Below are 22,218 nucleotides of genomic sequence, written 5' to 3' on the forward strand. Positions count from 1 at the left end.
ACGCACGGCTCGCCTGGTGCGCGTTCTCCCCGGGCCGCTCGGCCTGTCCCCGAATGACCGATCACCTTCTCCGAAGCAGCACGACCGCGTCCTCGTGATGTGTGTGCGGCCCCACCGCGGGCCGCCCGCGTGTCTCGGCGATCACAGTCATCCACGCCTCCGGCGGGAGGCTGAGCGCCGCGATCTCCTCGTCGGGGCACAGGAAGAGATGCTCGGCCCCCGCCGGCAGCGATGCACCCGGCGGGGACCCCGCGTGCGACACGATGAGCAGGTGCCCGCCCGGTACGACGCGACCCGCCGCGCGACGCAGGATACCGGTGCGCGCGAGCGCGACCGGCGACTGGAAGAAGCTCGCGGTCACCAGGTCGTAGCCCTCGTCGCTCGTCCACGTGGAGAGGTCGACGGTCGCGAACCTCGCCCGCGGCGAAAGGCCGGCAGCGGATGCGGCGGCCCGCGCGCGGGCCACGGCGGTGGGGGAGATGTCGAGCCCGGCGGCCTCCCATCCGTGCGCGGCGAGCCACAGGACGTCGGACCCTTCTCCGCTGCCGAGGTCGAGGGCGCGCCCGGGCGGGAGGGTGGAGACGATCTGGGCGAGCGTCACGTTGGGCGCCCCCGACCACACCCTCTCGGTGCTCGCGTACCGGTTCTCCCAGAACTCCGCGGGCAGGGCCTCCGGTGTCGTCATGCTGCCACCACCGCCGCGTCGAAGTCGGCGGAGACGAGCGCGGCGTTGACGACCGCGCCGACGGAGGTACCGGCGCCGATGGACAGGGGGACGTTCGCCCCGGCGCTGACCACGTTGCCCGCGGCCCAGATGCGATCGCTGCTGGTCTTGCCCATCGCATCGACGCGCAGGAAGGTGCCCATCGCGTTCTCCTCACGAGTGAGCCCGAGGTGTGACAGCAAGTCGTCGTGCGGGCGGAGCGTGCCGCCGGTGAAGATCGCGTCCACCGCGACCTCCCCACCGTCCTGCGTGCGCACCGCGGAGATCTCCTCCCCGTCGCCGATGATCTCGGTGACGGGCGTGGGGACGAGGACGATGCCGCGCGCGCGGAGGCGCCGCTCGGTCGCAGGGTCGAGGTCGCCGAGGGCGGCGGTGAAGACCGTGACGCGGTCGCTCCACTGCCGCACCAGCTGCGCCTGATGAAGGCTCAGGGGAGAGGTGGCCAGCACGCCGAGGTGTTTGTCGCGCACCTCCCAACCGTGGCAGTAGGGGCAGTGCAGCACCGTGCGCCCCCACCGCTCGGCCAGTCCCGGGATGGCGGGGAGGTCGTCGGTGATCCCCGTCGCGACGATGACCGCACGCGACGCGTGGATGTCGTTTCCGGCGACAGCGACCCTCACCCCGTCCTCGGTCTCATCAACCTGCGTGACGGATGCAGCATGGAACTGCACCCCGTACGCCGAAGCCTCACGGCGTCCGCGCTCGAGGAGCGCCGCGGGATCGGTCCCCTCGTTACCGAGCACCCCGTGCATGTGGGCGGCGAAGCGGTTGCGGGGGCTCCCCGCGTCGATGACCAGCACGCGGCGGCGCGCCCGTCCGAGCATGAGAGCGGCGCTGAGTCCCGCCACGCCGCCGCCGATCACGATGACATCCCACTGGTCGTCTTCCATGCGGCCCACTTTCCGCGCACAATGACGGGAGTGCAAACAGTTTTGCCAAATCAGCAAGGGAGTGCCATGTCGGAGGAACTGCGGCAGGTGGGGGTGCGACTGCGCGACGCGCGCCGCGAACGGGGTTTCACGCTCGAGGAGCTCGCGATGCGCGCCGGGATGTCGACCAGCACGCTGTCGCGGCTGGAGTCGGGGAAGCGGCAGGCGAGCCTCGAGCTGCTGCTTCCGCTGACTCGCCAGCTCGGTATCCGCATCGATGATCTGGTGCGCGCGGAGACCCCCGATCCCCGGGTGCGCCGCCCTGTGATCCGGCGGGACGGGATGATCATCGCCCCGCTGGCCCCTGAGGGCTCACCGATCCACACCTACCGGGTCACCTTCCCGCCCGTGGACGAGCTCCCGGGTCTCCGGGTGCACGACGGATACGAGTGGCTGTATGTGGTCAGTGGAAGGCTCCGGCTGCGTCTGGCCGAGCAGGATCTCATCCTCGCCCGCGGAGAGGCAGCCGAATTCGACACCCGCATCCCGCACGCCCTCTCGGCCGCCGGTTCCCGCCCGGCCGTGGTGATCAGCATCTTCAACGAGGCCGGCGCACGAATGCACACGTACGTGGCGGGCCCGTGACGACAACGGCCTACGCGGCGATCTGGCGGGTTCTCTGAGTCAGCGCTGGCGTGGGACGAACCGCGGCACCCAACGGACGAATCCGGCAGCACCCAGGAAGCCGACAACGCCGACGACGGCGATCGCGACCGGAAGCGAGGCCAGCGCCGTGACGGCGGAGACCATGAGCGGCGCGGCCGCTCCGCCGGCGTCGGTGAGTGTGCGCCACGAGCCGAGGAAGGGCGCCGGGTCAGAGGGTGGGGCGACATCCGCGCCGAGCGTCAGCAGGATTCCACTGGACAGGCCGTTGCCTACGCCCAGGACGGCGCCGAAGAGCCCGAACCACAGCCCCGGCTCGGCGGTGTCGTGCGTGACGGAGAGTGCGAGGAAACCGGCGCCCATGAGCAGCATGGCGGGCAGCGCAGCCCACAGTCGGCCGAACCGGTCCATTACCTGGCCGCTGGCGTAGAAGAGTGCGAAGTCGATGGCGCCCGAGACGCCGACGACGAGAGCGATGGTCTGGGCATCCAGCCCGATCGATACGCCCCACAGGGGAAGTACCACCTGTCGGGCCGAGCGGACGGCGGAGAGGGATGCTGCCGCCAGCCCCAGCCGGCCGAGCACCCGGCGGAAGCGCCACATGGTGCGAAAGACCCCCACGCGCTCCACGACGGGGATGGAGCCGGTGACGGCCTCACCGCTGTCTTCGGTGTCGCGCGAGCCTCGGACGCTCTCGGCGCGCTCCTCGGCGGCGAGCGTCTCTTCCGGGTCTCGCCCGAACAGCACGAGAAGGATCGCAGCGAGGAGCGTGACGGCGAAGAACCAGATGGCGGCGTGCTCGTCGGCGAAGATCGCCAGAAGAGCGGCGGCGACGAACGGGCCGAGGAACATCCCCAGACGAAAGGTGCCCCCGAGGAGCGAGAGGGAACGGGCCCGGAAGACCAGCGGCACGCGCGTGGTCATGAACGAGTGGCGCGCGAGGCCGAACGCCGCCGCGCAGAACCCGATGAGGAAGACGGAAGCGGCGAACAACGCGAGGTTCGGAGCGAGGGCCATGGCGACGATGCCGGCGAGAGCGAGGAATCCGGCGGAGGCCATCGTCGCGCGCTCACCGAACCGGGCGACGGCCCACCCGGCAGGGATGTTGCCGCAGAGCTGACCGACGACCAGGGCGGATGCGACGAGGGCCGCGAGGGCGACGTCGGCGCCGAGGTTGCTCGCGATGACGGGGATCAGGGGGAGAACCGCACCTTCGCCGAGCGCGAAGAGCAGCGTGGGCCCGTAGATCATGGGCGCGAAGCGTCGGAGGACGTGTCGCGGCGAGTCGGTCATCGCTCTCACCCTAGCCAGCGGCGTCATCGCCGCGTGACAGCGGCGACGCATCCGGCGCGTGGGGAGGGACGCAGACGGCGGGCGGTGGTGGGCCGGTCAGCGGTCAAGCGGTCAAGCGGTCAGCCGTCAAGCGGTCAAGCGGTCAGCCGTCAAGCGGTCAAGCGGTCAAGCTCCAGGCGAGGGGATCGAACCGTCGCCGTCCACCGAGGCGCGGAGTGCGGTTCGGATCCACGTGGGCGGGTGGGATGAACCACACCGTTCCCGCACTAGGAGGTGCGCCGGGAGGAGTGTCGATACGGATCTCCCACCCATCGGCATGAACCCGGTGGTGGCACGACGTGCAGAGGAGGATGGCGTTATCGAGGTTCGTCTCCCCGTGGTCTCGCACCCACCATCGGATGTGGTGCGCTTCAGCGAACGCGGGCGGCAGGTGGCACGAGGAGCATCCCCCATCCCGCTCGACCAGAGCCAGGCGCTGCGGGTTCGTGTAGTGGCGCTTCGCGCGCCCCCAGTCGAGGATTTCGCTGTCAGTGCCCAGAACGCACGGGATGATGTCGGCCGCCGCGGCCATGCGGCGCGCGGTGCCCGCGTCGATCGGCGCTTCCATCCCGTCGATCGTGGCCACTCCGGTGCCGGTGCGCACATCCTCGAGAGTCATCCTCACCACCACGGACGTTGACGTGCCGGGGAGTGTGCCGGCGTCGCATCCGATCGCGTGCCGACAGATCGCGCCGAGCGCATCGGCCCGCATCTGCGTCAACGACCGCGTCTCGTCCATGATCACGCCCTCCCTGCCCTGCTCGACGGAGGAACCGGCTCCACTGGCGCCCACTGCGTCGTCGGGCGACGTCGTGCCGTCGTCGTTGTCAGGGTCGGAGGCATTGTGGCCGCGGGACGTGCGGAGCTGGTGCGTGACGATGGCCTCGATCGCGGCGACGACCGGCGCGGCGGATTCGGGGTCGAGCCGTGCCGTCAGTACGGTCATGCCCACCGCGTCTTGAGTGATCTTCAAGGAACGCTCGCCATGCTGCTCGGCGATCCGCGGCTCGAGCCCGTCCGGGTCGAGGTGCGCTTCGGCCCGGCGCAGCACGGAAAGCAGCTCGTCGTATGTCAGGAGCGGCGCCTGCTGGGCCAGCGTCCGCTCGGCGTGATCACGGGTCGTCACGTCGACGCGCAGCGAGACGCGGTCGAGCATCGTCGTGATCGCGGATGCGGCGGCGACACTGATGTGCCCCGCGTCCAGCGCTGCCGCGACGTGCGGATGCTTCGCGGGTAGGGGCTCGCCGGACAGGGAGAGCCGGGGTGCCGTGGCCTGACCCACTTGGATGAGTCGTGCCGCGTCGGCGGTGTGGCCGCCCGTGGCCTCGGCTATCAGCTTCGCCGGGGTGCGGAAGCCGTTCTTCCGCGCCAATCCTTCGCTCCCGAGTTCCGGACGGGACCGCGCGGCAAGTTCTGCCGCCACGCGGGCGTGCAGCCCGTCCACCCGGCGACGGAGGTCGGCCAGGCGCTCGTTCACGAGCTTGACTCTCGCATCCGAAAGCGTCGTCGCATCCGCTGCGTCATCCCACGCCGCATCCAGCGCGGTGAGCGCTTCGGCGATGGCAGTGGTGGGGCTGGTCATGACTTCATCGTCCCACCACCCTCCGACATTTGTTCGAGGCTCGGAGAGGTCGCGAGCTCCCCCCGAGCGCGTCGGGAGGAGATGTGCACGGGGGAGGCGGTTCTGGCCTTATCGGCCCTCCCGAAGCGCCATTTCCTCCCGAAATGTCCCTACCGCGACCGTGGTCGGGGCGGAGATGCGGACCCGGAGGAGCGCACCGGCCGGCATGACAGGAGGAGTGCGCCCGCGCGCCATCCTCCTCCCCGGACGCCCGCGCGCCATCCCCCTCCACCAGACGCGGGCGCGGCAGGCGCCGCCGCGACGGCGGTAGGCTGAACTGCCATGCTCGAATTCGATCCGTCCGCCGACATCCAGGCCCTGCGCTCCACCTTCCGCGACATCAAGTCGGTCGTCGACGTGGAGGGGCTCGCCACAGAGATCGCCCGTCTGAGCGAGGAAGCCGGCGCGCCAGACCTCTGGGACGACGTCGACAAGGCGCAGAAGGTCACCAGCGCACTGAGTCACCGCCAGACGGAGCTGCGCCGCATCACCGAGATCGAACAGCGACTGGATGACCTCGATGTCATGGTCGAACTCGCGCACGAGATGGACGACGAAGACGCCGCCGAAGAGGCCCGCCGAGAGCTCGCAGAACTCGAGGGCGTCATCGGTCAGCTCGAGGTTCAGACACTGCTGGACGGCGAGTACGACGACCGCGGCGCCGTGGTGACGATCCGTTCCGGTGCCGGCGGCGACGACGCGACCGACTTCGCCGAGATGCTCATGCGCATGTATCTGCGCTGGGCCGAGCGCCACAAGTATCCGGTCAAGGTCATGGACACCTCCTTCGCCGAGGGCGCGGGTATCAAGTCCGCGACGTTCGAGGTGGATGCCCCCTACGCCTACGGCACCCTTTCCGTCGAGGCCGGAACCCACCGCCTGGCCCGCATCAGCCCGTTCGGGTCGGCCGACAAGCGGCAGACGAGCTTCGCCGCCGTCGAGGTCATCCCGGTGATGGAAGAAGCCGTGGAGGTCGAAATCCCGGAGAACGACCTGCGCGTCGATGTCTTCCGCTCCTCGGGCCCGGGCGGACAGTCGGTCAACACCACCGACTCGGCCGTGCGCCTCACCCACCTCCCGACCGGCATCGTCGTGTCCATGCAGAACGAGAAGTCGCAGATCCAGAACCGCGCGGCGGCTATGCGCGTTCTGCAGACACGACTGATGCTCCTCCAGCGCGAAGAGGAAGCGGCCAAGAAGAAGGAGCTCGCCGGCACGATCACGGCCAGCTGGGGCGATCAGATGCGCTCCTACTTCCTCTACGGCCAGCAGCTCGTGAAAGACCTCCGTACGGGCTACGAAGTGGGCAACCCCGCGTCCGTCTTCGACGGCGACCTCGACGGCCTGATCGCCGCGGGGATCCGCTGGCGCAAGCGCAAGCTCGACGACTGATCCACCCGACCGGCCTGAATCGGCCGCTCATTCTGCGGAGGTCGCAGCCGGTTCACGCAAGTGGGCCCGGGCGGCGCGTCACGGCGAGCGGTCGCGGACCGGCGCTTAGGCTCAATGCGCCATGATCCGGTTCGAAAATGTCAGCAAACGGTACCGCGGCACCTCCAAACCCGCTCTGGATGCAGTGGACTTCGAGGTGCAGCGTGGCGAGTTCGTCTTCCTCGTCGGCGCCTCCGGGTCCGGCAAGTCGTCGTGCCTGCGCCTCATCCTCCGCGAGGAGACCCCGAGCAGCGGGCGGGTGGTGGTGCTGGGCCGCGACCTGCGCACCCTGCCGAACCGGAAGGTGCCCTACTTCCGCCGCCACGTCGGGGCGGTCTTCCAGGACTTCCGGCTTCTCCCTACCAAGACGGTGTTCCAGAACGTCGCCTTCACGCTGCAGGTGACCGGCGCATCCCGCGGCTTCATCCACCAAGCCGTGCCCGAGGTCCTGAACCTCGTCGGACTCGGCGGCAAGGAGAAGCGGCTGCCGCACGAGCTGTCGGGCGGTGAGCAGCAACGCGTCGCGATCGCACGCGCCCTCGTGAACCGCCCCCAGGTGCTGCTGGCTGACGAGCCGACGGGAAACCTCGATCCGGGAACCTCCATCGACATCATGCAGTTGCTCGCCCGCATCAATGCCGGCGGCACGACCGTGGTGATGGCCACGCACGAGGCCGGGTTCGTCGACCAGATGCAGCGGCGCGTCATCGAACTGCAGAACGGCCAGATGATGCGCGACGAGCGTCACGGCGGATACGGCGATACGTCCGGACTGCCGCGCCTCACGCCCGAGGTAGAGCGGGGCGCCGCCGCCGTCGCGGCCCTGACCGCTGTGCTCGAGGTGCAGCGCGAGGTCGCCCACGTCGCGCCCGCCGCCGCAGTCGCCCTGGATGCTGCCGCCGATGAGCTCGCACCGGCCGCCGCCGAAGCGCTCGGCGCCGCCGCCGCGCCGGATGCGCCCATCCTTCACGCCCGCGCCGCCGAGGCCGATGCTCCGTCCGTGTGGCCGCCCGAGCCGGATGCTCCGTCCGTGTGGCCCGCCGAGGCGACCGCACCCGAACGCGCGCCTTCGCCGCCGGTCCGCGCCCCCCACTCAGCAACGGCCGAGCCCGCCGTCGCTGCCATGGGCGGAGCGACGATCACCGCGTCCGCGGTGTCCGCGCCGGCAGCATCCGAAAGCCATGTTCCGGTGCCGCCGGAAGAGGCGGCCGTCCGCCCCGAGGAACTGTCGACCCACACGCGGCCCGTCGCGATCGATCTTCCGCCGGTCGACATCGACGAGCTGGGGCTCGCCGATCGTCTCGGCCTCGACGACGGTAACGACGAAGTGGGGCCCACCTCGTGAGACTCGGACTCATCCTGTCCGAGGCCTTCTCGGGCCTCCGCCGCAACGCCTCGATGGTCATCTCCGTCGTGCTCGTGACCTTCGTGTCGCTCACCTTCGTCGGTGCCGCGATGCTCATGCAGATGCAGATCGGTCAGATGCGCGACTTCTGGGTCGATCGCGCGCAGGTCGCCGTCCACATGTGCACCAGCGTCTCGGACTCGGAGACGTGTGTGAACGGTGTGGCCACGGAAGAGCAGATCGAGCAGGTGCGTGGCAGCCTCGACGGCGAGGCGCTGGCTCCCCTCATCCGGGACTATCGCTTCGTCACGAGCGAAGACGCGTACGAGGACGCCCTGGAGCAGCTCGGCGAGGACTACGCCGACATCCTCACCGCCGACCAGATCAACGCCAGCTTCTTCATCAACCTCGTCGATCAGAGTCAATCCGAGGTGATCGCCGAGGCCTTCGGCGGGATGGACGGCGTCGAAGAGGTGCAGGACCAGATGCAGTACCTCGAGCCGCTCTTCTCCGCGCTCACCGTCGCGACGTACATCGCGGTCGGGATCGCGGCGTTGATGCTCGTGGCAGCGGTGCTTCTCATCGGCACGACGATCCGTCTGTCGGCCTTCGCGCGCAGGCGGGAGATCGGCATCATGCGGCTGGTCGGCGCATCCAATCGCTTCATCCAGACCCCGTTCGTCCTCGAGGGGGTTCTGGCAGCGCTGATCGGGTCTGCCCTCGCAAGCACCGCAGTGTGGGCGATCGTGAACTTCGGCGTCGACGACTACCTCCGCAGCCGCATCACGTTCGTCTCGACCTGGGTCGGCCCCGCCGAGATCGCGATCGTCGTCCCGGTCATCGTGCTCATCGGGGTGGTGCTGGCAGCCTTGTCGGCCGGATTCGCGATCCGCCGCTGGCTGCGGACGTAGCGGAGCCCGCGGCACCGACCTCACGGGCGGCGCCGGCCTTGTAGACTGAACGGCTGCGTGTGCCTGGGATCCGAGGGAGGTGGGACATGCCTCGCGAAAAGGGCGAAAAAGTCATCGCCACCAACCGTCGTGCCCGTCACGACTACGCCATCGAGAAGACCTATGAGGCCGGCCTCGTCCTCACCGGCACCGAGGTGAAGTCTCTCCGGCAGGGGCGCGCGAACCTCACCGACGGCTACGCCTACATCGACGGTGGTCAGGCTTTCCTCGACGCCGTGCACATCCCCGAGTACTCGCAGGGGCACTGGACCAACCACGCCACCAAGCGCACCCGAAAACTGCTGCTGCACAAGGACGAGATCGTCAAGATATCTCACGCCGTGTCGGCGGGCGGCTACACGCTCGTGCCGTTGCGGCTGTACTTCTCCGACGGACGCGCGAAGGTCGAGATCGCGGTCGCCAAGGGTAAGCGCGAGTTCGAGAAGCGCCAGACGATCCGCGAGCGCGAAGACAAGCGCGAGGCTGAGCGCGCCATGCGGTCGCGCAACCGCCTCGGCGACTGAGCGGTCAGCGCGCGAGAAACCGTGCTTCCACGGCGGCGCTGACCACGATGTCGGCCGGCTGCAACGCCAGGCCCGCACCCGACGCATCCGCCGCCGCCATCGCGCGCATCATCACCGGGCCTCGCTCGGGATGCGGCAGCAGCAGCCCCGCGTCGGCCATCTCCAGCGGCGTCACCGACTCCAGACCCAGGGCCTCCGCGTAGGCGCGGGCGCGGTCGACGGCAACCTGAACAGCCTCGGCCCCCACCTCACGCTCGATTTCTGCGCGGGTGGCGGGGGAGAGCTCCCAGCGGACGTCGGTCACCTGCACCGCATCCGTCTCGGCCACCTCACCGATCCACCACGACAGCGCCACGAAGTCTCCGAAGGTCGCGGTGATGTCGATCGACGCATGGTGCACCGGGGGAAGCTGACGCCCCTCCGCGTTCCACGGCCGCTCCGACCACGCCGACACCCGACCGCTCGACCACTCCACCACTTCGCCCGACCGCTGATGGGCGACCAGGTCGTCGCGGAGGGGTTCGGCGAGTGTCGTCACCCGCTCGACGACCGGCCCGCGCTCGGGCCCGTCCCGCCGGACTGAAAGACTGACGATGGCGTGCTCGGGCGCGACACGCCGCTCCTGCTCGCCTCGGACGGTGACCACGACCTCGCTCATGCCGCGAGCATACGGCGCTCTCCGGGCCGTCACGCAGACGGCGGGCCGACGACATCCTCCGTCTCAGCCTTCGTCTGCGCAAAGAGGATCGCGCCGCCCGTGAACAGGTAGGTGGTTCCGTACCCGTCGGCGTCTTGCACCCAGTAGTCGGTCTTGTGCGTCAGATACACGCCGCGCTCGTCCTCCTCGGTGAACCACGCCGTGTCGGTCTCGGCGGTCCGCTCGGCGATGAGGGCTGCCCACACCTCCGCCGTGGCCGGAGCCCATCCGTAGAGGAGCACGTTGTCGGTGCCGACGGTGGGGTCCACCGCCCACCAGCACTGGATGCCGTCGGTGAAGAGCGTCTCGGGGTCCTCCACGCGTGCCGGAAGCCAGTCGGTGCTGAACGCCGGATGCATGATGTTCTCGCACGTCGGCTCCTGCCAGCCGGCTGGGGCGGGCGGCTCACTCGGTGCGGGCGAGGGGGTCCGCGAGGCCGAGGGCGACTCCACAGCCCCCGACGACGACGAAGTCGGTGACGCGGCCGGCGCCACCACGGGCGACCACCCGAACGTGAGAACGAGAGCGATGACCAGGACCGTGCCGACGGCCATGGTTCCCACGATGATCCACACCCACCGCTTCTCCATGGGCTGATCATAGGGTTCGGCGAGAACCGCTCGGGAATGGCTTGGCCGCCGCATCCGTTGTACTCTGTAACGCTCGGGTGCTTCGGCAGCCGGCGACAATTCCACAGAGTGACAGTGGCCCCTCCACACGGAGGATCACGGGGATGATCGGTTTCGACATCGCCTGTGAATTCGCGAGAAGCGGGCCGAGGATACAGGGTTATCTCGTAAACGCTCCCTGTAAAACAATAAGTGCTGAAACTAACCGCACTGAGTTCGCCCTCGCTGCCTAAGCGAGCCTGAACTCCGTCAGACCGTAGGCGTCCCCGCTACGGATCCTGGCGTCATCTAGGGGACTTGCTGAGCGGTGGCGTCTGGACGCCGCTCGGGACTCTTCCCAGGCTGGGCTCGTCGACTTAGGTGTCTGTGACAAAGGTCGGAGCCGAGCAGAACGTCTGCACAGACTGCGCCCGGAGAAGACGCGATATCTCAGCGATGGACGGGGGTTCGATTCCCCCCATCTCCACCAGCCGCTGTCACCGAACAAGGCCCGAGAGCCGCGGAGTATCGCGGATCTCGGGCCTTTGTTTGTCCTCGATGAGGCACCACGACACGGAATCGCCGGGATGCTGCTGCCGCTGGGACGAGCGAACATGAGCCGGTCGCTGAGCGATCGGCGTACGTGCCGAGCGTCATCGCGGCCGTCCGCACGCGAGCGCTGAATTTCGGGGCCCGTACCGCGTTCCCACCTCGCCTTGGTCGATAGCGTCGGCCTCTCACCCGATCATGCGAGCCGCGGGGTGAGGCCGTCGACGATGATGTCGAGCATGCGGGTGAGCTGCGCAGCTTGCGAGGGGGCGCCCGCGACGGAGAGGGCGCCGGCCAGGAGTGCCCCCAGGTCGACCGGGTCGACACCCGCGCGCAGCTCGCCCGTCGCGATGCCGGCCTCGAGCAGCATCCCGATCACTTGCTGGACCTCGTCGCACACCGGGCCGCTGCCGAAGCGGCCGGTGGCACTCATCGCGACGAGGGCCTCGCCCACGCCGCGTCGCTCGCGCGCCCACTCGGCGAAGCGCAGCATCCATGCCAGGAGCGCGCGGGCGGGCCGCTCGGCGGCGAGCAGTGCCGTCGCGTCGTCACGCAGCGTGCGCACCTGATCGCGGTAGACCTCCTCGACGAGGTCCTCCTTTGTGGGGAAGTGTCGGTACAGGGTGCCGATACCCACCCCCGCCCGCCTCGCGATGGAGTCCAGCGACACGGTCTTTTCCACCGCGAACACATCAGCGGCCGCTGACAACAGGCGATCGCGGTTGCGTCGGGCGTCGACGCGGAGGATGGGCGGCGTGGCGGTCATGGGTGCTCCCGAATGCAGGGAAAAGCGGAGTGCTCTCCGGATCAGTGTACAGTGGCGTAACCGGAGGGTCCTCCGATTGAGGGCGGCCCCACGACGAGAGGAAAGCTCATGCCCACCGCTTTGATCACCGGCGGCACCACCGGCATCGGCCGGGCGACCGCCGAGCTCCTGCGCGGACGCGGCTACCAGGTGGCCGTCACCGGCCAGAACCCCGAATCGGTCACATCCGCCCGCGCCGCGCTCGGCGACGACGTGCTCGTCCTCCGCTCCGACAGCGGCTCCGTCGCAGACATCGACGAGCTCGTCGGCGCCGTGGGGGAGCGATTCGGATCGCTCGACCTGCTGTTCCTCAACGCCGGGGTCTTCCGGCCGGCGCCGGTGACTGACGTCACGGAGTCGGAGTTCGACGCCCAGGCCGATATCAACTTCAAGGGGCAGTTCTTCGCACTGCAGCGGGCGCTGCCGATCCTCAGCGACGGTGCATCGGTCGTCATGACGGTCGGCCTCGGCGCGAGCCGCGGCAGCGCCGGAGCCACGCTCGGAGCGGGAACGCGTGGCGCGATGCTCGCGATGCTTCCCTCACTCGCGGTCGAGCTCGCACCCCGCCGCATCCGCGTGAACGCCGTGAGCCCCGGCATGACCGACACGCCACTGCTGGACAAGCTCGGCCTGCCGCAGAGCGCGCGCGACGCCATCGCGGCGCAGATCCCGCTCGGACGGTTCGCGACCGCCCGCGACATCGCCGAGACAGTGGCCTTCCTGGCCTCCGATGCCGCCGCCTACATCACCGGGCAGGAGATAACCGTCGCCGGTGGCCACGGGCTGAGCGCCTGAACCCGATTCCCCCGCACGCCCACCTCCAATTGCCCTCCGACCCTCTGAGGAGACCGACATCACTCTCACTCTCGACACCTACCGTCAGCTCGGCCGATCGGGACTGCGCGTCTCGCCGCTCGCGCTCGGCGCCGCCACCTTCGGCAACGAGCTCGGCTGGGGCTCCGACGTCGACGAGGCCCGTCGGATCTTCGACCACTACGTCGCATCGGGCGGCAACTTCATCGACACTGCCGTCACCTACGGCACGTCCGAGCGCGTCGTGGGTGAATTCACCCGGGGCCACCGCGACAGCCTGGTGATCGCGACCAAGTACTCCACGCTGCGGGATCCCCGCGACCCGAACTCCGGTGGGGCCAGCCGCAAGAGCCTGCTGGGCGCACTGGAGACGAGCCTGCGCGAACTCGGCACCGACTACGTCGACGTGCTCTACCTCCACGTGTGGGACGAGTCCACCCCCGTGGAGGAGATCATGCGCGGCCTGGACGACGTTGTGCGGCAGGGCAAGGTCCGCTACATCGGCATTTCGAACACGCCGGCCTGGCAGATCGCACGGATGCAGACGATCGCAGACCTGCGCGGCTGGTCGCCGCTGGTCGCATTGCAGATGGAATACAGCCTGGTGGAGCGATCCGCCGAGCGCGATCTGCTGCCGATGGCTCAGCAGCTCGGCATCGCGCCGGTGCTGTGGTCGCCGCTGGCCGGCGGCGTCCTCTCCGGCAAGTACACCCGCGACGGCCTCGCCGGCGGGTCAGAACCCGCAAGCTCACGCGGGAGCCTCAACGTTGCGTTGGGGAGCATCAACGATCGCAACCACGACATCGTCGACGTCGTGCGCAACGTCGCCGCGGAGCTCGGACGTACGCCCGCGCAGATCGCCCTGGCATGGAGCCTGCACAACCCCGCGGTGACGGCCCCCGTGCTCGGCACGCGCACCTTCGCGCAGCTCGAAGACAACCTGGGCGCTCTTGAGGTCACCCTCTCGACGGAGCACATGGCCCGGCTCGACGAGATCAGCGCGATCGACCTCGGCTTCCCGCACGCGATGCTGGCCAGCGACCACATCCGGGTGCAGACGCGCGGTGATCTGAAGATCCAGCCGCGTCGCTGACGGGCACCTGAAGCGACCCCGAGGCCCGGGGACGCAGGGTGGGCCCGTGCCCCGGGCCGCTTCCGCCAAAGCGTCCAGTGCTCGGCCCGACGAGCCGACACTCGCGGGCGTTCGGTGAGGGATCCGCCTGCGGGCCACGCGGTCAATGCCGTGGGTTCGAAAGAGTCCTACCCTCGGCGGGTTCGGCCGGATGGCCGGGGATCACAGCCGCGCTGTCACGGTGATCGCCTGGATGGTGCTCTCAAGGTGACCGGAGCCGAATTTTGCTACCAGCGCCTGCGCCGCGTCTTCCGTAGCTGATTGCAGACCGTCGGCTTCCCGCGATTCGATCTCGGCGCGCACCGGGGTGCCTTGGCACACTCCGACCGCCGCGTCGTGCGCGGCGTCGGCTCGACTGGGGAGGGTCACCGTTTCGGCGACGACCTCAGAAAAGCCGGATTCGATCAGTTCTGAGCGGATCAAGTCAACGTCGAAGTATCCAAACGGGACTCGTTCGATGAAGGACGGAGGATCGTCGGGATACCGTGCTGTCAACGCTTCCGCGATGATGCGGGTGACATCGTTGGCCGCAAGGCGGTCCCAGACCGTGAATATGAAAACGCCTTCGCTGGCCAACACGCGCGCTGCTTCTTGATACGCCCGTGTTCTCTCCGGGAAGAACATCACCCCGAACTGGCAGGCAACGACATCGAAGGTGTCCCGGTCAAAGGGCAGTGTCATGGCGTCGCACTGCGCCCAGCTGGCGTGGCCGAATCCTCGCGTGGTAGTGGCGACGTCGATCATCGCTTGATTCAGATCCGTGGCCATGATGGTCGTGCCCTCTCCGAGCATCCGTTCGAGTTCGCGGGTCACGACCCCGGTACCGGCCGCGGTCTCGAGCAGCCGCCGCGGCGCAAGCGGTGCGATGCGTTTTGCGATGTCAACCGCGTACGGCTCGAAGAGCAACGGCGTCAGGTAACGCTCGTAGAGGACCGGGATGGAGCCCTCGAACGCGGAATTAGAACTCGGCATGATCACTCCTCATCCAAGGAAGGTTCGGCTCCGTGCCGGCGACGGCGGGTACGCACAGTATGCGCGTCCTTGGAGAGATGGCACGAGGGACGAGACTCTTTCGGGACAGTTCAGGCCGTCGCTTATGTCGCGTCTATCCATGCGAGCCGGTCAGGCTGCCCGAAAGCCGGTCCGTAATCGATCGTTTCTGGGCGAGATGAGCCTGCGCAGGAAGGCCCAGCTCGGGCTGTGAGCATCATGCGCACTCACCCGACGGCTATCCGGCTACCAAGGGTGCGGTCGCCTGAGTGCCGTCCTCGTTAGCGATGGGGCGCGGAGAACGCCCCGCGCACCGTCGCTACGAGAGCGCTCTTGCGGCGTGCGTGCACCGTTCCGGGTTCGTCCGCGCTGGCTGCCACGAGCGCGCTGGCCGGCGACCAAGCCATCGACATGGCTGTAACGATCGAGAGGATGTCGTCGGCGTCGAGCGAGGGGTCGATGCTGCCGGACCTCTGGCCTTGCCGGATCGCATCGGTCTTTCCCCGGTTGTGGTCGTTGCCGTCGTTGTAGAGGTCGCCGACGGGGTGGCGTTCAAGGCGTGCCCAGGTGGTGAGTCGGACGATTTCCGGGTGGGCGAGGTACGCGTCGTACAACTCTGTCGCATAGCCCGGCAGGTCGTCTCCGCGAAGCGGAACGGAATTGATCATCCAACCGATGTGCTCGGCATAGACCGCGTCGAAGAGCGCGTCCTTGTTGCCGAAGTAGCTGTACATCTGGCCCTTGTTGGAGTTTGCGGCGGCAGCGATCCGGTCCACCCGCGCCCCGGCGATCCCGTAGTGGGCGAATTCCGTGGAGGCGGCGTCGAGGATGCGCCGCATGGTGGCTTCGCCCTTGCTCGTCGTCGTCATCTCTTAAGCATAACTACCAACTAGTCCGTTTGACATCACTGACGCTTAGAGTTACCGTCACGTACGGACCAGTTAGTATTTTTAGGAGTTGGGAAGATCATGAAGACCGTTCTTATTACCGGCGCAGGCAGCGGCTTCGGCCGCCTGACCGCACTCGACCTTGCGCGCCTCGGATATCGGGTGATTGCCGGCGTGCAGATCTGGCCGCAGGCCTGGCAGCTGCGTCAGGAGATCGCGGCAGCAGGTCTGGAAAATATCGAGGTCATCAAGCTCGACCTGTTCGACGAGATCGATGTCGCTCACGCCCTTCGCTACGACATCGACGTTTTGTTCAACAACGCCGGCGTCGCCCACAGCGGAACGCTGACGGACCTCCCGATGTCCCGCCTTCGGGCGAATTTCGAGTCGAACGTGTTCGCCCCGATGGAACTGACCAAGGGCTTCATCCGGCAGATGGCCGCGCGGGGCAGTGGAAAGATCGTGTTCAACTCCTCTGACGCGGGTCTGCAGACTCCACCCTCCGGAGGCGCGTACAGCGCGACGAAGTACGCCATTGAAGCAATTGCCGCGACCCTGCGCGAGGAGCTGAAGCCCATCGGCATCACCGTGGCGACCGTGCAGCCCGGGTTCTATCTGACCGGCTTCAACGACACCGCACTCGAAGCGTCGACTTACTGGTACGACCCGGAGACGGCCATCCTGCCGGGGTGGGAACCGCCGTTCACCCTGGTCGGGCAGGAAGACCCGCAGAACATGGTCGACGTGATCGTCAAGGTCATCACCGGCGAGATCACCACATACCGCAACGTGTTCCCGCCGTCGATGGAGCACGAGACCCGTGAAGCGCAGGCCGCCGAATGGGACCTCACGGTCTAACCACACACCATCCTCCGCCTCGGCCTGGATTGGTCCAGGGCGAGGCGCGAGGCAAGCGGCACGAGGAGAAATCATGCCCAGCACTACTGAAATCCTGAGCGCGCTGAACATCAGCCGTGATTCCACGGCCTGGCAGCGCACTGTCGACATCACCACCATCGGTGCCCGGTCAGGGAAGCCTCGCCGGATCGAGATCTGGTTCCATCGCGTCTATGGCCGGTGGTACCTCAGCAGCACCCCCGCACGCCGCGACTGGTACTCGAACCTGCTCGGCAACCCCGAGTTCGTCTTCCATCTCAAACACGGCATTCGAGCCGACCTCCGGGCGACCGCTCTGCCGATCACCGATCCCGCGCAGAAGCAGCCGATCTTCGAGTACATCGTCGACGACTTCAACCAACCCCACAATCCCGCCATCGTTCGACAGCCCCAGCACGTCGAGGACTGGATGGCCGGGAGCCCGCTCGTGGAAATTGTCTTCTCCGACATCCCTCCATCGACGAAGAACCTTTCGTGACCGCGAAGACGAGTCCGTCGCGCTGCGTACATAGACGCCGCGGCAAGTGAGTCATCCCCCGCCCCGATAGGCGGTCGATCAACGCGACAGCCCACGCGCTGCGACGCTGATCTGTCGGCTCGTTGAACTGGTCGCAACGATCTCCCAGCTGGAGCCAAGCATGCAACGGGCCTACGCGGGGTGTATTGACCCGCTGCCGAGGCGGCGGGACAATGAGCCGCCGACCGACGGGTCACCTTCACCTTCTCGCCTCTCCGATGCATCTGAGCCCGGCGGGCGGCCTCCGTCGAATGAAGGGAAGGCGCCATGCCACAGGGTGATGACGGACCCATCGCAATCGACCAACTCGTCGCGCTGGACGAGGAAGACTGCATCCAAGAGGACCTCCGGCCCTGGGGACACGTAAACGAGTACGCCTATGCATTCCAGTCCGACGAGGCGCCCACCGTGACGACCACCGAGTTCGATGGGGTGTATAGCCTCAGCGGCCGAATCATCCCGGGGGTGCCGATCGTCGATGAGGACGCATCGCATGGCGAGGTGGTCGCCCGGACGCTTGCCGAACGAGTGCGAGCGCGGGAGCTGCGGCACGAGCGCCGGTTGCAAGAGCGTACTCGCGCGGAGAGGGTGGATGGTTCGCGGCCGAGGGGCACCCCGATCGCCTACCTGCCGCGCACCCTTGCAAACGTGCACCTACGCGCCGCTGTCGGCACCTCCGCTCGCGGGGGCACGGTGGACCTGTCGACAGTGGTCGTTAAAACGAAGGATGGCGATGCGCACTCGACAATCATCGACGGTGAGTCTCGCGACTTCCTTCGTCCGACCTTCTACCCGTACACCGCCGTGTGCAAGATCGAGCTGTGGCAGCCCGACGCATCGGGTACCTGGATGAACTCGGGCAGCTACGCGTCGGGCTTTCTCGTCGGCCGTCGCACGCTGATGACCAGCGGGCATTCCTTCGACAGCGTTTCTTTGTCAAGCGGCCAGGTCCGGATACGCGTGATTCCAGCGTGCTGGGCGAATCGACCGGTTTTCGGGCTCGGGCTCATCACATGGGTGAGACGTCGGAGGCGGTGGCACTCCGACTCGGGCAACGATCTGCAGATCTGTCAGCTCGCAGACCCGATCGGGGACTCGATGGGGTTCTTCGGTGCCCGCGTTTACGACTCGGACTGGGAGGGGCAGCGGTCGTGGACGATGGCGGGCTTCCCCTACGACCGGAGCCAGGTCGCGATGTCGGCTCAATTCGGTATCGCCGTGCGCGACGACGACGACGGGGACGACATCAACCTGGACGGCAGCACATTTGACACGACGCAGGTTGAGAACGATGCCGATGAAGCGTCAGGAGCCTCCGGGTCGCCGCTTTTCGGATGGTTCGGGAGGGACAACCCGTGTGCGATTGGTGTCCATTCCGGCTCGCAGACGGACGGCACCATTTCTGGTGACGAGACGTGGGCGTGCGCAGCGGGCGGAGACGCGCTCCCTGCGATCGTCCAGTGGGGACGCCGAAACTGGGACTGACCCCAAATGCCGGGGCAAGCGCGGGCCCGTCGAGGACGTTACTGGGCTACGCGAACATTTGGCGCAGCACGTCGAGGTCGCCAGCGTCGAGCGCCTGCGCGATGACGTCGGCCTCGGCCGGGTCGGGATACAGCGCGCGTAGCTCGTTCGTGAAGATGTCACGCATCTGGTCGACTTCGCCCGCCCAGGCAGCGGCGCTCATCGCTTCGACCGCGAGCTGGTAGGGAATCTGCTGGTAGCCGCCCTCAGCGCTCCGCGGGCTGTAGTACTCCACCCACGGGATCGAACTGTCAGGAGCAAGCAGCAGTACCTCGCCAGGCTGGATGGTGCGCGTGTGATTGAGGGTCGCGATAGTCAGCGCGTTTGCGATGCAGAACCGGTCACCGATCGCATACAGCGCGTCACCGGGCTCGACCGTGTACGTCTTTACGTTGCCTTCAGCGTCCAGGCCCGCCGTCCCCCGTGCAAGCTCGTTGACTCCCCGGTCGATCAGGTCGCCGTTGATGCTGGCGCGTCCGCCGCCCACGTGAAGCCAGCGCGGCTCCTCGCACCCTGCTGGGCTGTTCTCTGGGATCGCCGTGCCGTTGCCGACATACACGTACCCATCGCCCAACTCGCCCAGCATCTTCTCGACCGCGGCGTCATCGTCCGCCACTGAATCCACCTCGGGCGACTCCTCAGTCGGAGTGGAGCTTGCCCATGACGAGACCACGCCAGCCACAGAAGCCACAGCGGGGGCAGCGAGGATGACGAGGCCACCAACGACGAGTACGGCGGCTCCAAGGGTGATCTTGCCGGCGAGGCTCATGTCGCCACCATATTGGGGCTGGCAGTCCGGGTGCCAGCACTGGTGAGCCGCAGGTCAGCGGTAGAACCACACACGTATGCGTCGCGCGTTGGGTCCAACACGCCGGAGCCCAGCCAGTCCCCGTGCGGATGACGGTCGGTCTCCGGGCTCCGCCCGAGAGTCGTACCTGCCGTCCGCGCCTGAACGTGTGCGGAGGAGCCCCGTTGAATCGTCAGTGGAATGACTCGAGGGCGCGCTGGTAGCTGACACTGTCGTTGCGAGTAGCGTCAGTCATCAGCAAAGCGTTGAGGGTGATCTTGCGTGAGTACTCGCCCTCGCACGGGATGGTCACGATCTTGGTCAGACCGGCACGCCATGCGGGGATGAGCGCATCGAGATCCCTGTGCTCCGGCGAATGCATCATCCTCTGCCGCATCGACGAGAGGCGAACGTCCGCCCCGCGGCGAGACCAGTCCTGGTAGCCGTCGTCGAAGATCGCGTCGCCGAATGCGTCCCGCCAAGAGGGGCCGACCATTTCGTGGAGGATCATCTCGCGCTCGGGCGATCGGTTCGCGGTCTGCTGGAGACGCTCGAACTGTCGGGGATCCTGGTCACGGCCAGCGTGCTCCGCCGCTGCGTGCCACAGTGGCGGCCACGCCCTCTCCCACTCGACCCTTTCCGCAGCGGACGGCCCCGCCCCACTCACGCCAGCGGGCGCATCTACGAGCAGAGGCGGGAGGTCCGCCCCTTCCAAGTGCAGGTCGTGGGCCTGGCGGATCCACAGCAACTCCAGCAGCGCGGTGGGCCTGTCCTCGACGGTGATCCCCATGTCGCGCGGCCACGGGTTGCCGGGGATCGGTCTGCTTGATCGCATCAGCCCTCCTGGCTAGTCACCGCAATCATGCCCAGACCTCCGCCCCGCCCGCATCCGGTCGCTGATCGAGCGACGGTTCGATACCAACGAGCTATCCGTTGACGACCGTCAGCGCGCGCGGAAGTGCTCGCGGACGTCGTCGGCTTGCTCGGCCGTCAGGAGCCAGCGTGAGTTCGGCTTGTGATCCGGGTAGTGTCTGCGCAGGTACTGACGCACCCTGTGGCCTGGTTGCTCGCCGTCGTCGTGGCCCAGCTCCGCAGCGAGCTCAACAGCTGTGATGAGTGAGGGCTCACGCACGTGTCCGATGATGACGGGAGTTGCGGAGTTGCCGCCTTCGTACATGACCCACACGCCATCGCCTTCTCCCGGAGCCACGGCGCCTGCGCCGCCCAAGGGGATTAGCAGCTCCGCCCACTGCGCATGGGTACTCACGTCGCGGATCCGGACGTTGACTCTTCCTCGTCTGGTGGGATCCTGACCTGGCCCGACGATTCCACGGTGAAGCGACATGCGCTCAGTATGGCGTGACCCCACGAGCACGAAACCAGGGTCAGCGACCGCTACGGGCGAGTAGCCGGTTCGAGCCCGTTGTTCGATAAGCCCTGCCCGAAGCCCGGTCGTCAAACGGACGCTCCCTGCGCGCTGTGATGCCCCGTGACGTGGTTCCTCGATGGGGAGCCGGGGCGATTCAACGCCCGGGGAGGCGAAGCCTCACCCTGCGGGATGGGCCCCGGCTTGTTCGTGCGCGAGGCGGCGATGCCGCTCTCGAGCGAAATCCTGTGCGCGAGGGCCCGCGCCGAGCGCGCGCTGCGATACCGCGAGCACGATGCGAGTCGCCGTCACGACGGGCAGGACACTGCGACGAACCCCGAGCAATTTGCGGTACGGCCGCGGCAGGCTCGCGACAGCCGCGGCGAACAGCACGCGATAGGCAAGTCGCATCGAGCCGGTGAAGGGCACGTCACGCAAGAACCGCACGACCTCGTCGACGCGCTCGTCGCGGCGGAGCTCCGCACGGTCGAGGAACCCCCGCAGCCTCTCCCTCAGGTGGGCCTCCGTCTCGGGCGGATTCTCCACACGCATGAGACGCCCAGCGGTCGCCCACTCGCGCACGTATCCGTCGGCACCTCCAGGAATCGGACCGCCCCACCGCTCGTGCGCGCCCAGAAACGCTTCTGCGAAGGCGAGGTGCACCCATTCCACGAGACGGGCGTCCGACGCCGAGTAGGCGTGAGCCCCGGCATCCGTCGCGTAGGTTCCCTCGACGCGCTCGTGCAGCCGGCCGACGCGCGCCGTCTCCTGCTTCGCCTGCGTCGTCGAGCCGTACGTGACGCAGATGATCCACCGCACGGTGCCCGTCAGTCGGCCTAGTGGATCCTCTCGGTAGCGCGAGAAGTCGTGAATGCCGGCCATCGCGCCGGGGTGGAGGGCTTGGATGAGCAGCGCTCGGATGCCGGCGACGAAGGTCGCGGTGCCCGCGTGGACCGTCCAGACCGCGCCCCCGTCGGGAAAGTACCCGTCGTCGTCGCCCTCGGCGAGCTCACGCACCCACCGGGGCATGCCGTCCGGATCGCCCGAAAGCGCCGTGAGCAGCCGCGCGCGGAGAGAGGGACCCTTCATGGCTCCAGCGTGCCACGCCCGCTGGGGGACCGGCGCAGGGACGGCCCATCTTGAGCCCACGGGGGGTTCGGCCATCGTGCCAGAAATCTCCCGTCGTG

The 22,218-nt window shown here is 67.9% G+C and carries 23 protein-coding genes and 1 other RNA gene; 11 read left to right on the forward strand and 13 right to left on the reverse strand.

Annotated features, from left to right (window positions below):
* Window positions 1-61 precede the first annotated feature (61 nt).
* Window positions 62-685, reverse strand: a complete 624-nt coding sequence (locus tag AC4FS1_RS02305; protein WP_491152292.1) for an SAM-dependent methyltransferase — start codon at window positions 683-685, stop codon at window positions 62-64.
* On the reverse strand, window positions 682-1,614 hold the full coding sequence (locus AC4FS1_RS02310) for an NAD(P)/FAD-dependent oxidoreductase (RefSeq protein ID WP_491152294.1): 933 nt from the start codon (window positions 1,612-1,614) through the stop codon (window positions 682-684). The genes AC4FS1_RS02305 and AC4FS1_RS02310 overlap by 4 nt, the downstream gene beginning before the upstream one ends.
* A gap of 66 nt (window positions 1,615-1,680) precedes the next feature.
* Between AC4FS1_RS02310 and AC4FS1_RS02315 the strand changes: the two genes are divergently transcribed.
* Complete coding sequence (locus AC4FS1_RS02315; RefSeq protein WP_491152296.1) at window positions 1,681-2,238, forward strand: helix-turn-helix domain-containing protein; 558 nt, start codon at window positions 1,681-1,683, stop codon at window positions 2,236-2,238.
* A 39-nt stretch (window positions 2,239-2,277) separates the two neighbouring features.
* Here AC4FS1_RS02315 and AC4FS1_RS02320 read toward each other — a convergent pair whose 3' ends face one another.
* Window positions 2,278-3,549, reverse strand: coding sequence for an MFS transporter (locus AC4FS1_RS02320; protein ID WP_491152298.1), 1,272 nt, complete (start codon window positions 3,547-3,549; stop codon window positions 2,278-2,280).
* A 157-nt stretch (window positions 3,550-3,706) separates the two neighbouring features.
* A complete protein-coding gene (locus AC4FS1_RS02325; protein WP_491152300.1) occupies window positions 3,707-5,170 on the reverse strand; it encodes an HNH endonuclease in 1,464 nt (487 codons plus the stop codon).
* A gap of 321 nt (window positions 5,171-5,491) precedes the next feature.
* Between AC4FS1_RS02325 and prfB the strand changes: the two genes are divergently transcribed.
* The 4 genes from prfB to smpB all read left to right on the forward strand — a co-directional run bounded on the left by prfB (window position 5,492) and on the right by smpB (window position 9,459).
* A complete protein-coding gene (gene prfB, locus AC4FS1_RS02330; RefSeq protein WP_491152301.1) occupies window positions 5,492-6,601 on the forward strand; it encodes a peptide chain release factor 2 in 1,110 nt (369 codons plus the stop codon).
* 121 nt (window positions 6,602-6,722) lie between these two features.
* A complete protein-coding gene (gene ftsE / locus AC4FS1_RS02335; RefSeq protein ID WP_491152302.1) occupies window positions 6,723-7,985 on the forward strand; it encodes a cell division ATP-binding protein FtsE in 1,263 nt (420 codons plus the stop codon).
* On the forward strand, window positions 7,982-8,896 hold the full coding sequence (gene ftsX, locus AC4FS1_RS02340) for a permease-like cell division protein FtsX (protein ID WP_491152304.1): 915 nt from the start codon (window positions 7,982-7,984) through the stop codon (window positions 8,894-8,896). The genes ftsE and ftsX overlap by 4 nt, the downstream gene beginning before the upstream one ends.
* 86 nt (window positions 8,897-8,982) lie before the next feature.
* A complete protein-coding gene (gene smpB, locus AC4FS1_RS02345) occupies window positions 8,983-9,459 on the forward strand; it encodes an SsrA-binding protein SmpB (protein WP_491152305.1) in 477 nt (158 codons plus the stop codon).
* A gap of 4 nt (window positions 9,460-9,463) precedes the next feature.
* On the opposite strand, the gene AC4FS1_RS02350 is transcribed toward smpB, so the two are convergent.
* Together AC4FS1_RS02350 and AC4FS1_RS02355 are read right to left on the reverse strand one after the other, a co-directional pair.
* Window positions 9,464-10,117, reverse strand: a complete 654-nt coding sequence (locus AC4FS1_RS02350) for an SIMPL domain-containing protein (RefSeq protein WP_491152306.1) — start codon at window positions 10,115-10,117, stop codon at window positions 9,464-9,466.
* Window positions 10,118-10,146: 29 nt separating this feature from the next.
* Window positions 10,147-10,746: a hypothetical protein gene (locus AC4FS1_RS02355; protein WP_491152307.1), complete on the reverse strand. Its 600-nt coding sequence runs from the start codon at window positions 10,744-10,746 to the stop codon at window positions 10,147-10,149.
* Between the two features lie 139 nt (window positions 10,747-10,885).
* On the opposite strand from AC4FS1_RS02355, the gene ssrA reads away from it, so the two are divergent.
* Window positions 10,886-11,254: a transfer-messenger RNA gene (gene ssrA, locus AC4FS1_RS02360) on the forward strand.
* Window positions 11,255-11,509: 255 nt separating this feature from the next.
* Here the strand turns inward: ssrA and AC4FS1_RS02365 are convergent.
* Window positions 11,510-12,079: a TetR/AcrR family transcriptional regulator gene (locus AC4FS1_RS02365; protein WP_491152309.1), complete on the reverse strand. Its 570-nt coding sequence runs from the start codon at window positions 12,077-12,079 to the stop codon at window positions 11,510-11,512.
* A 108-nt stretch (window positions 12,080-12,187) separates the two neighbouring features.
* Between AC4FS1_RS02365 and AC4FS1_RS02370 the strand changes: the two genes are divergently transcribed.
* Complete coding sequence (locus AC4FS1_RS02370; protein WP_491152310.1) at window positions 12,188-12,913, forward strand: SDR family oxidoreductase; 726 nt, start codon at window positions 12,188-12,190, stop codon at window positions 12,911-12,913.
* Between the two features lie 103 nt (window positions 12,914-13,016).
* Window positions 13,017-14,024 carry an aldo/keto reductase gene (locus AC4FS1_RS02375; protein WP_491155628.1) on the forward strand — a complete coding sequence of 336 codons (1,008 nt, stop codon included), beginning with the start codon at window positions 13,017-13,019 and terminating at the stop codon, window positions 14,022-14,024.
* 201 nt (window positions 14,025-14,225) lie between these two features.
* Here the strand turns inward: AC4FS1_RS02375 and AC4FS1_RS02380 are convergent, their stop codons facing one another.
* Complete coding sequence (locus AC4FS1_RS02380; protein ID WP_491152311.1) at window positions 14,226-15,035, reverse strand: class I SAM-dependent methyltransferase; 810 nt, start codon at window positions 15,033-15,035, stop codon at window positions 14,226-14,228.
* Window positions 15,036-15,334: 299 nt separating this feature from the next.
* Complete coding sequence (locus AC4FS1_RS02385; RefSeq protein WP_491152312.1) at window positions 15,335-15,922, reverse strand: TetR/AcrR family transcriptional regulator; 588 nt, start codon at window positions 15,920-15,922, stop codon at window positions 15,335-15,337.
* Between the two features lie 99 nt (window positions 15,923-16,021).
* On the opposite strand from AC4FS1_RS02385, the gene AC4FS1_RS02390 reads away from it, so the two are divergent.
* From AC4FS1_RS02390 to AC4FS1_RS02400, 3 genes are all read left to right on the forward strand, one after another.
* On the forward strand, window positions 16,022-16,798 hold the full coding sequence (locus tag AC4FS1_RS02390; protein WP_491152314.1) for an SDR family oxidoreductase: 777 nt from the start codon (window positions 16,022-16,024) through the stop codon (window positions 16,796-16,798).
* Window positions 16,799-16,871: 73 nt separating this feature from the next.
* Window positions 16,872-17,315, forward strand: coding sequence for a nitroreductase/quinone reductase family protein (locus AC4FS1_RS02395; protein ID WP_491152317.1), 444 nt, complete (start codon window positions 16,872-16,874; stop codon window positions 17,313-17,315).
* Window positions 17,316-17,621: 306 nt separating this feature from the next.
* Window positions 17,622-18,839 (forward strand): trypsin-like serine peptidase, encoded by a 1,218-nt coding sequence (locus tag AC4FS1_RS02400; RefSeq protein WP_491152319.1) that lies wholly within the window; start codon window positions 17,622-17,624, stop codon window positions 18,837-18,839.
* A 46-nt stretch (window positions 18,840-18,885) separates the two neighbouring features.
* On the opposite strand, the gene AC4FS1_RS02405 is transcribed toward AC4FS1_RS02400, so the two are convergent.
* The 4 genes from AC4FS1_RS02405 to AC4FS1_RS02420 all read right to left on the reverse strand — a co-directional run bounded on the left by AC4FS1_RS02405 (window position 18,886) and on the right by AC4FS1_RS02420 (window position 22,120).
* Window positions 18,886-19,647 (reverse strand): hypothetical protein, encoded by a 762-nt coding sequence (locus AC4FS1_RS02405; RefSeq protein ID WP_491152321.1) that lies wholly within the window; start codon window positions 19,645-19,647, stop codon window positions 18,886-18,888.
* 211 nt (window positions 19,648-19,858) lie between these two features.
* Window positions 19,859-20,500, reverse strand: coding sequence for a hypothetical protein (locus AC4FS1_RS02410; protein ID WP_491152323.1), 642 nt, complete (start codon window positions 20,498-20,500; stop codon window positions 19,859-19,861).
* 108 nt (window positions 20,501-20,608) lie between these two features.
* Window positions 20,609-21,010, reverse strand: a complete 402-nt coding sequence (locus AC4FS1_RS02415; protein ID WP_491152325.1) for a phage baseplate assembly protein V — start codon at window positions 21,008-21,010, stop codon at window positions 20,609-20,611.
* Between the two features lie 201 nt (window positions 21,011-21,211).
* Window positions 21,212-22,120 carry an oxygenase MpaB family protein gene (locus AC4FS1_RS02420; protein WP_491152326.1) on the reverse strand — a complete coding sequence of 303 codons (909 nt, stop codon included), beginning with the start codon at window positions 22,118-22,120 and terminating at the stop codon, window positions 21,212-21,214.
* Window positions 22,121-22,218: the final 98 nt, after the last annotated feature.

The organism is Microbacterium sp. Z12_35, assembly GCF_058310475.1.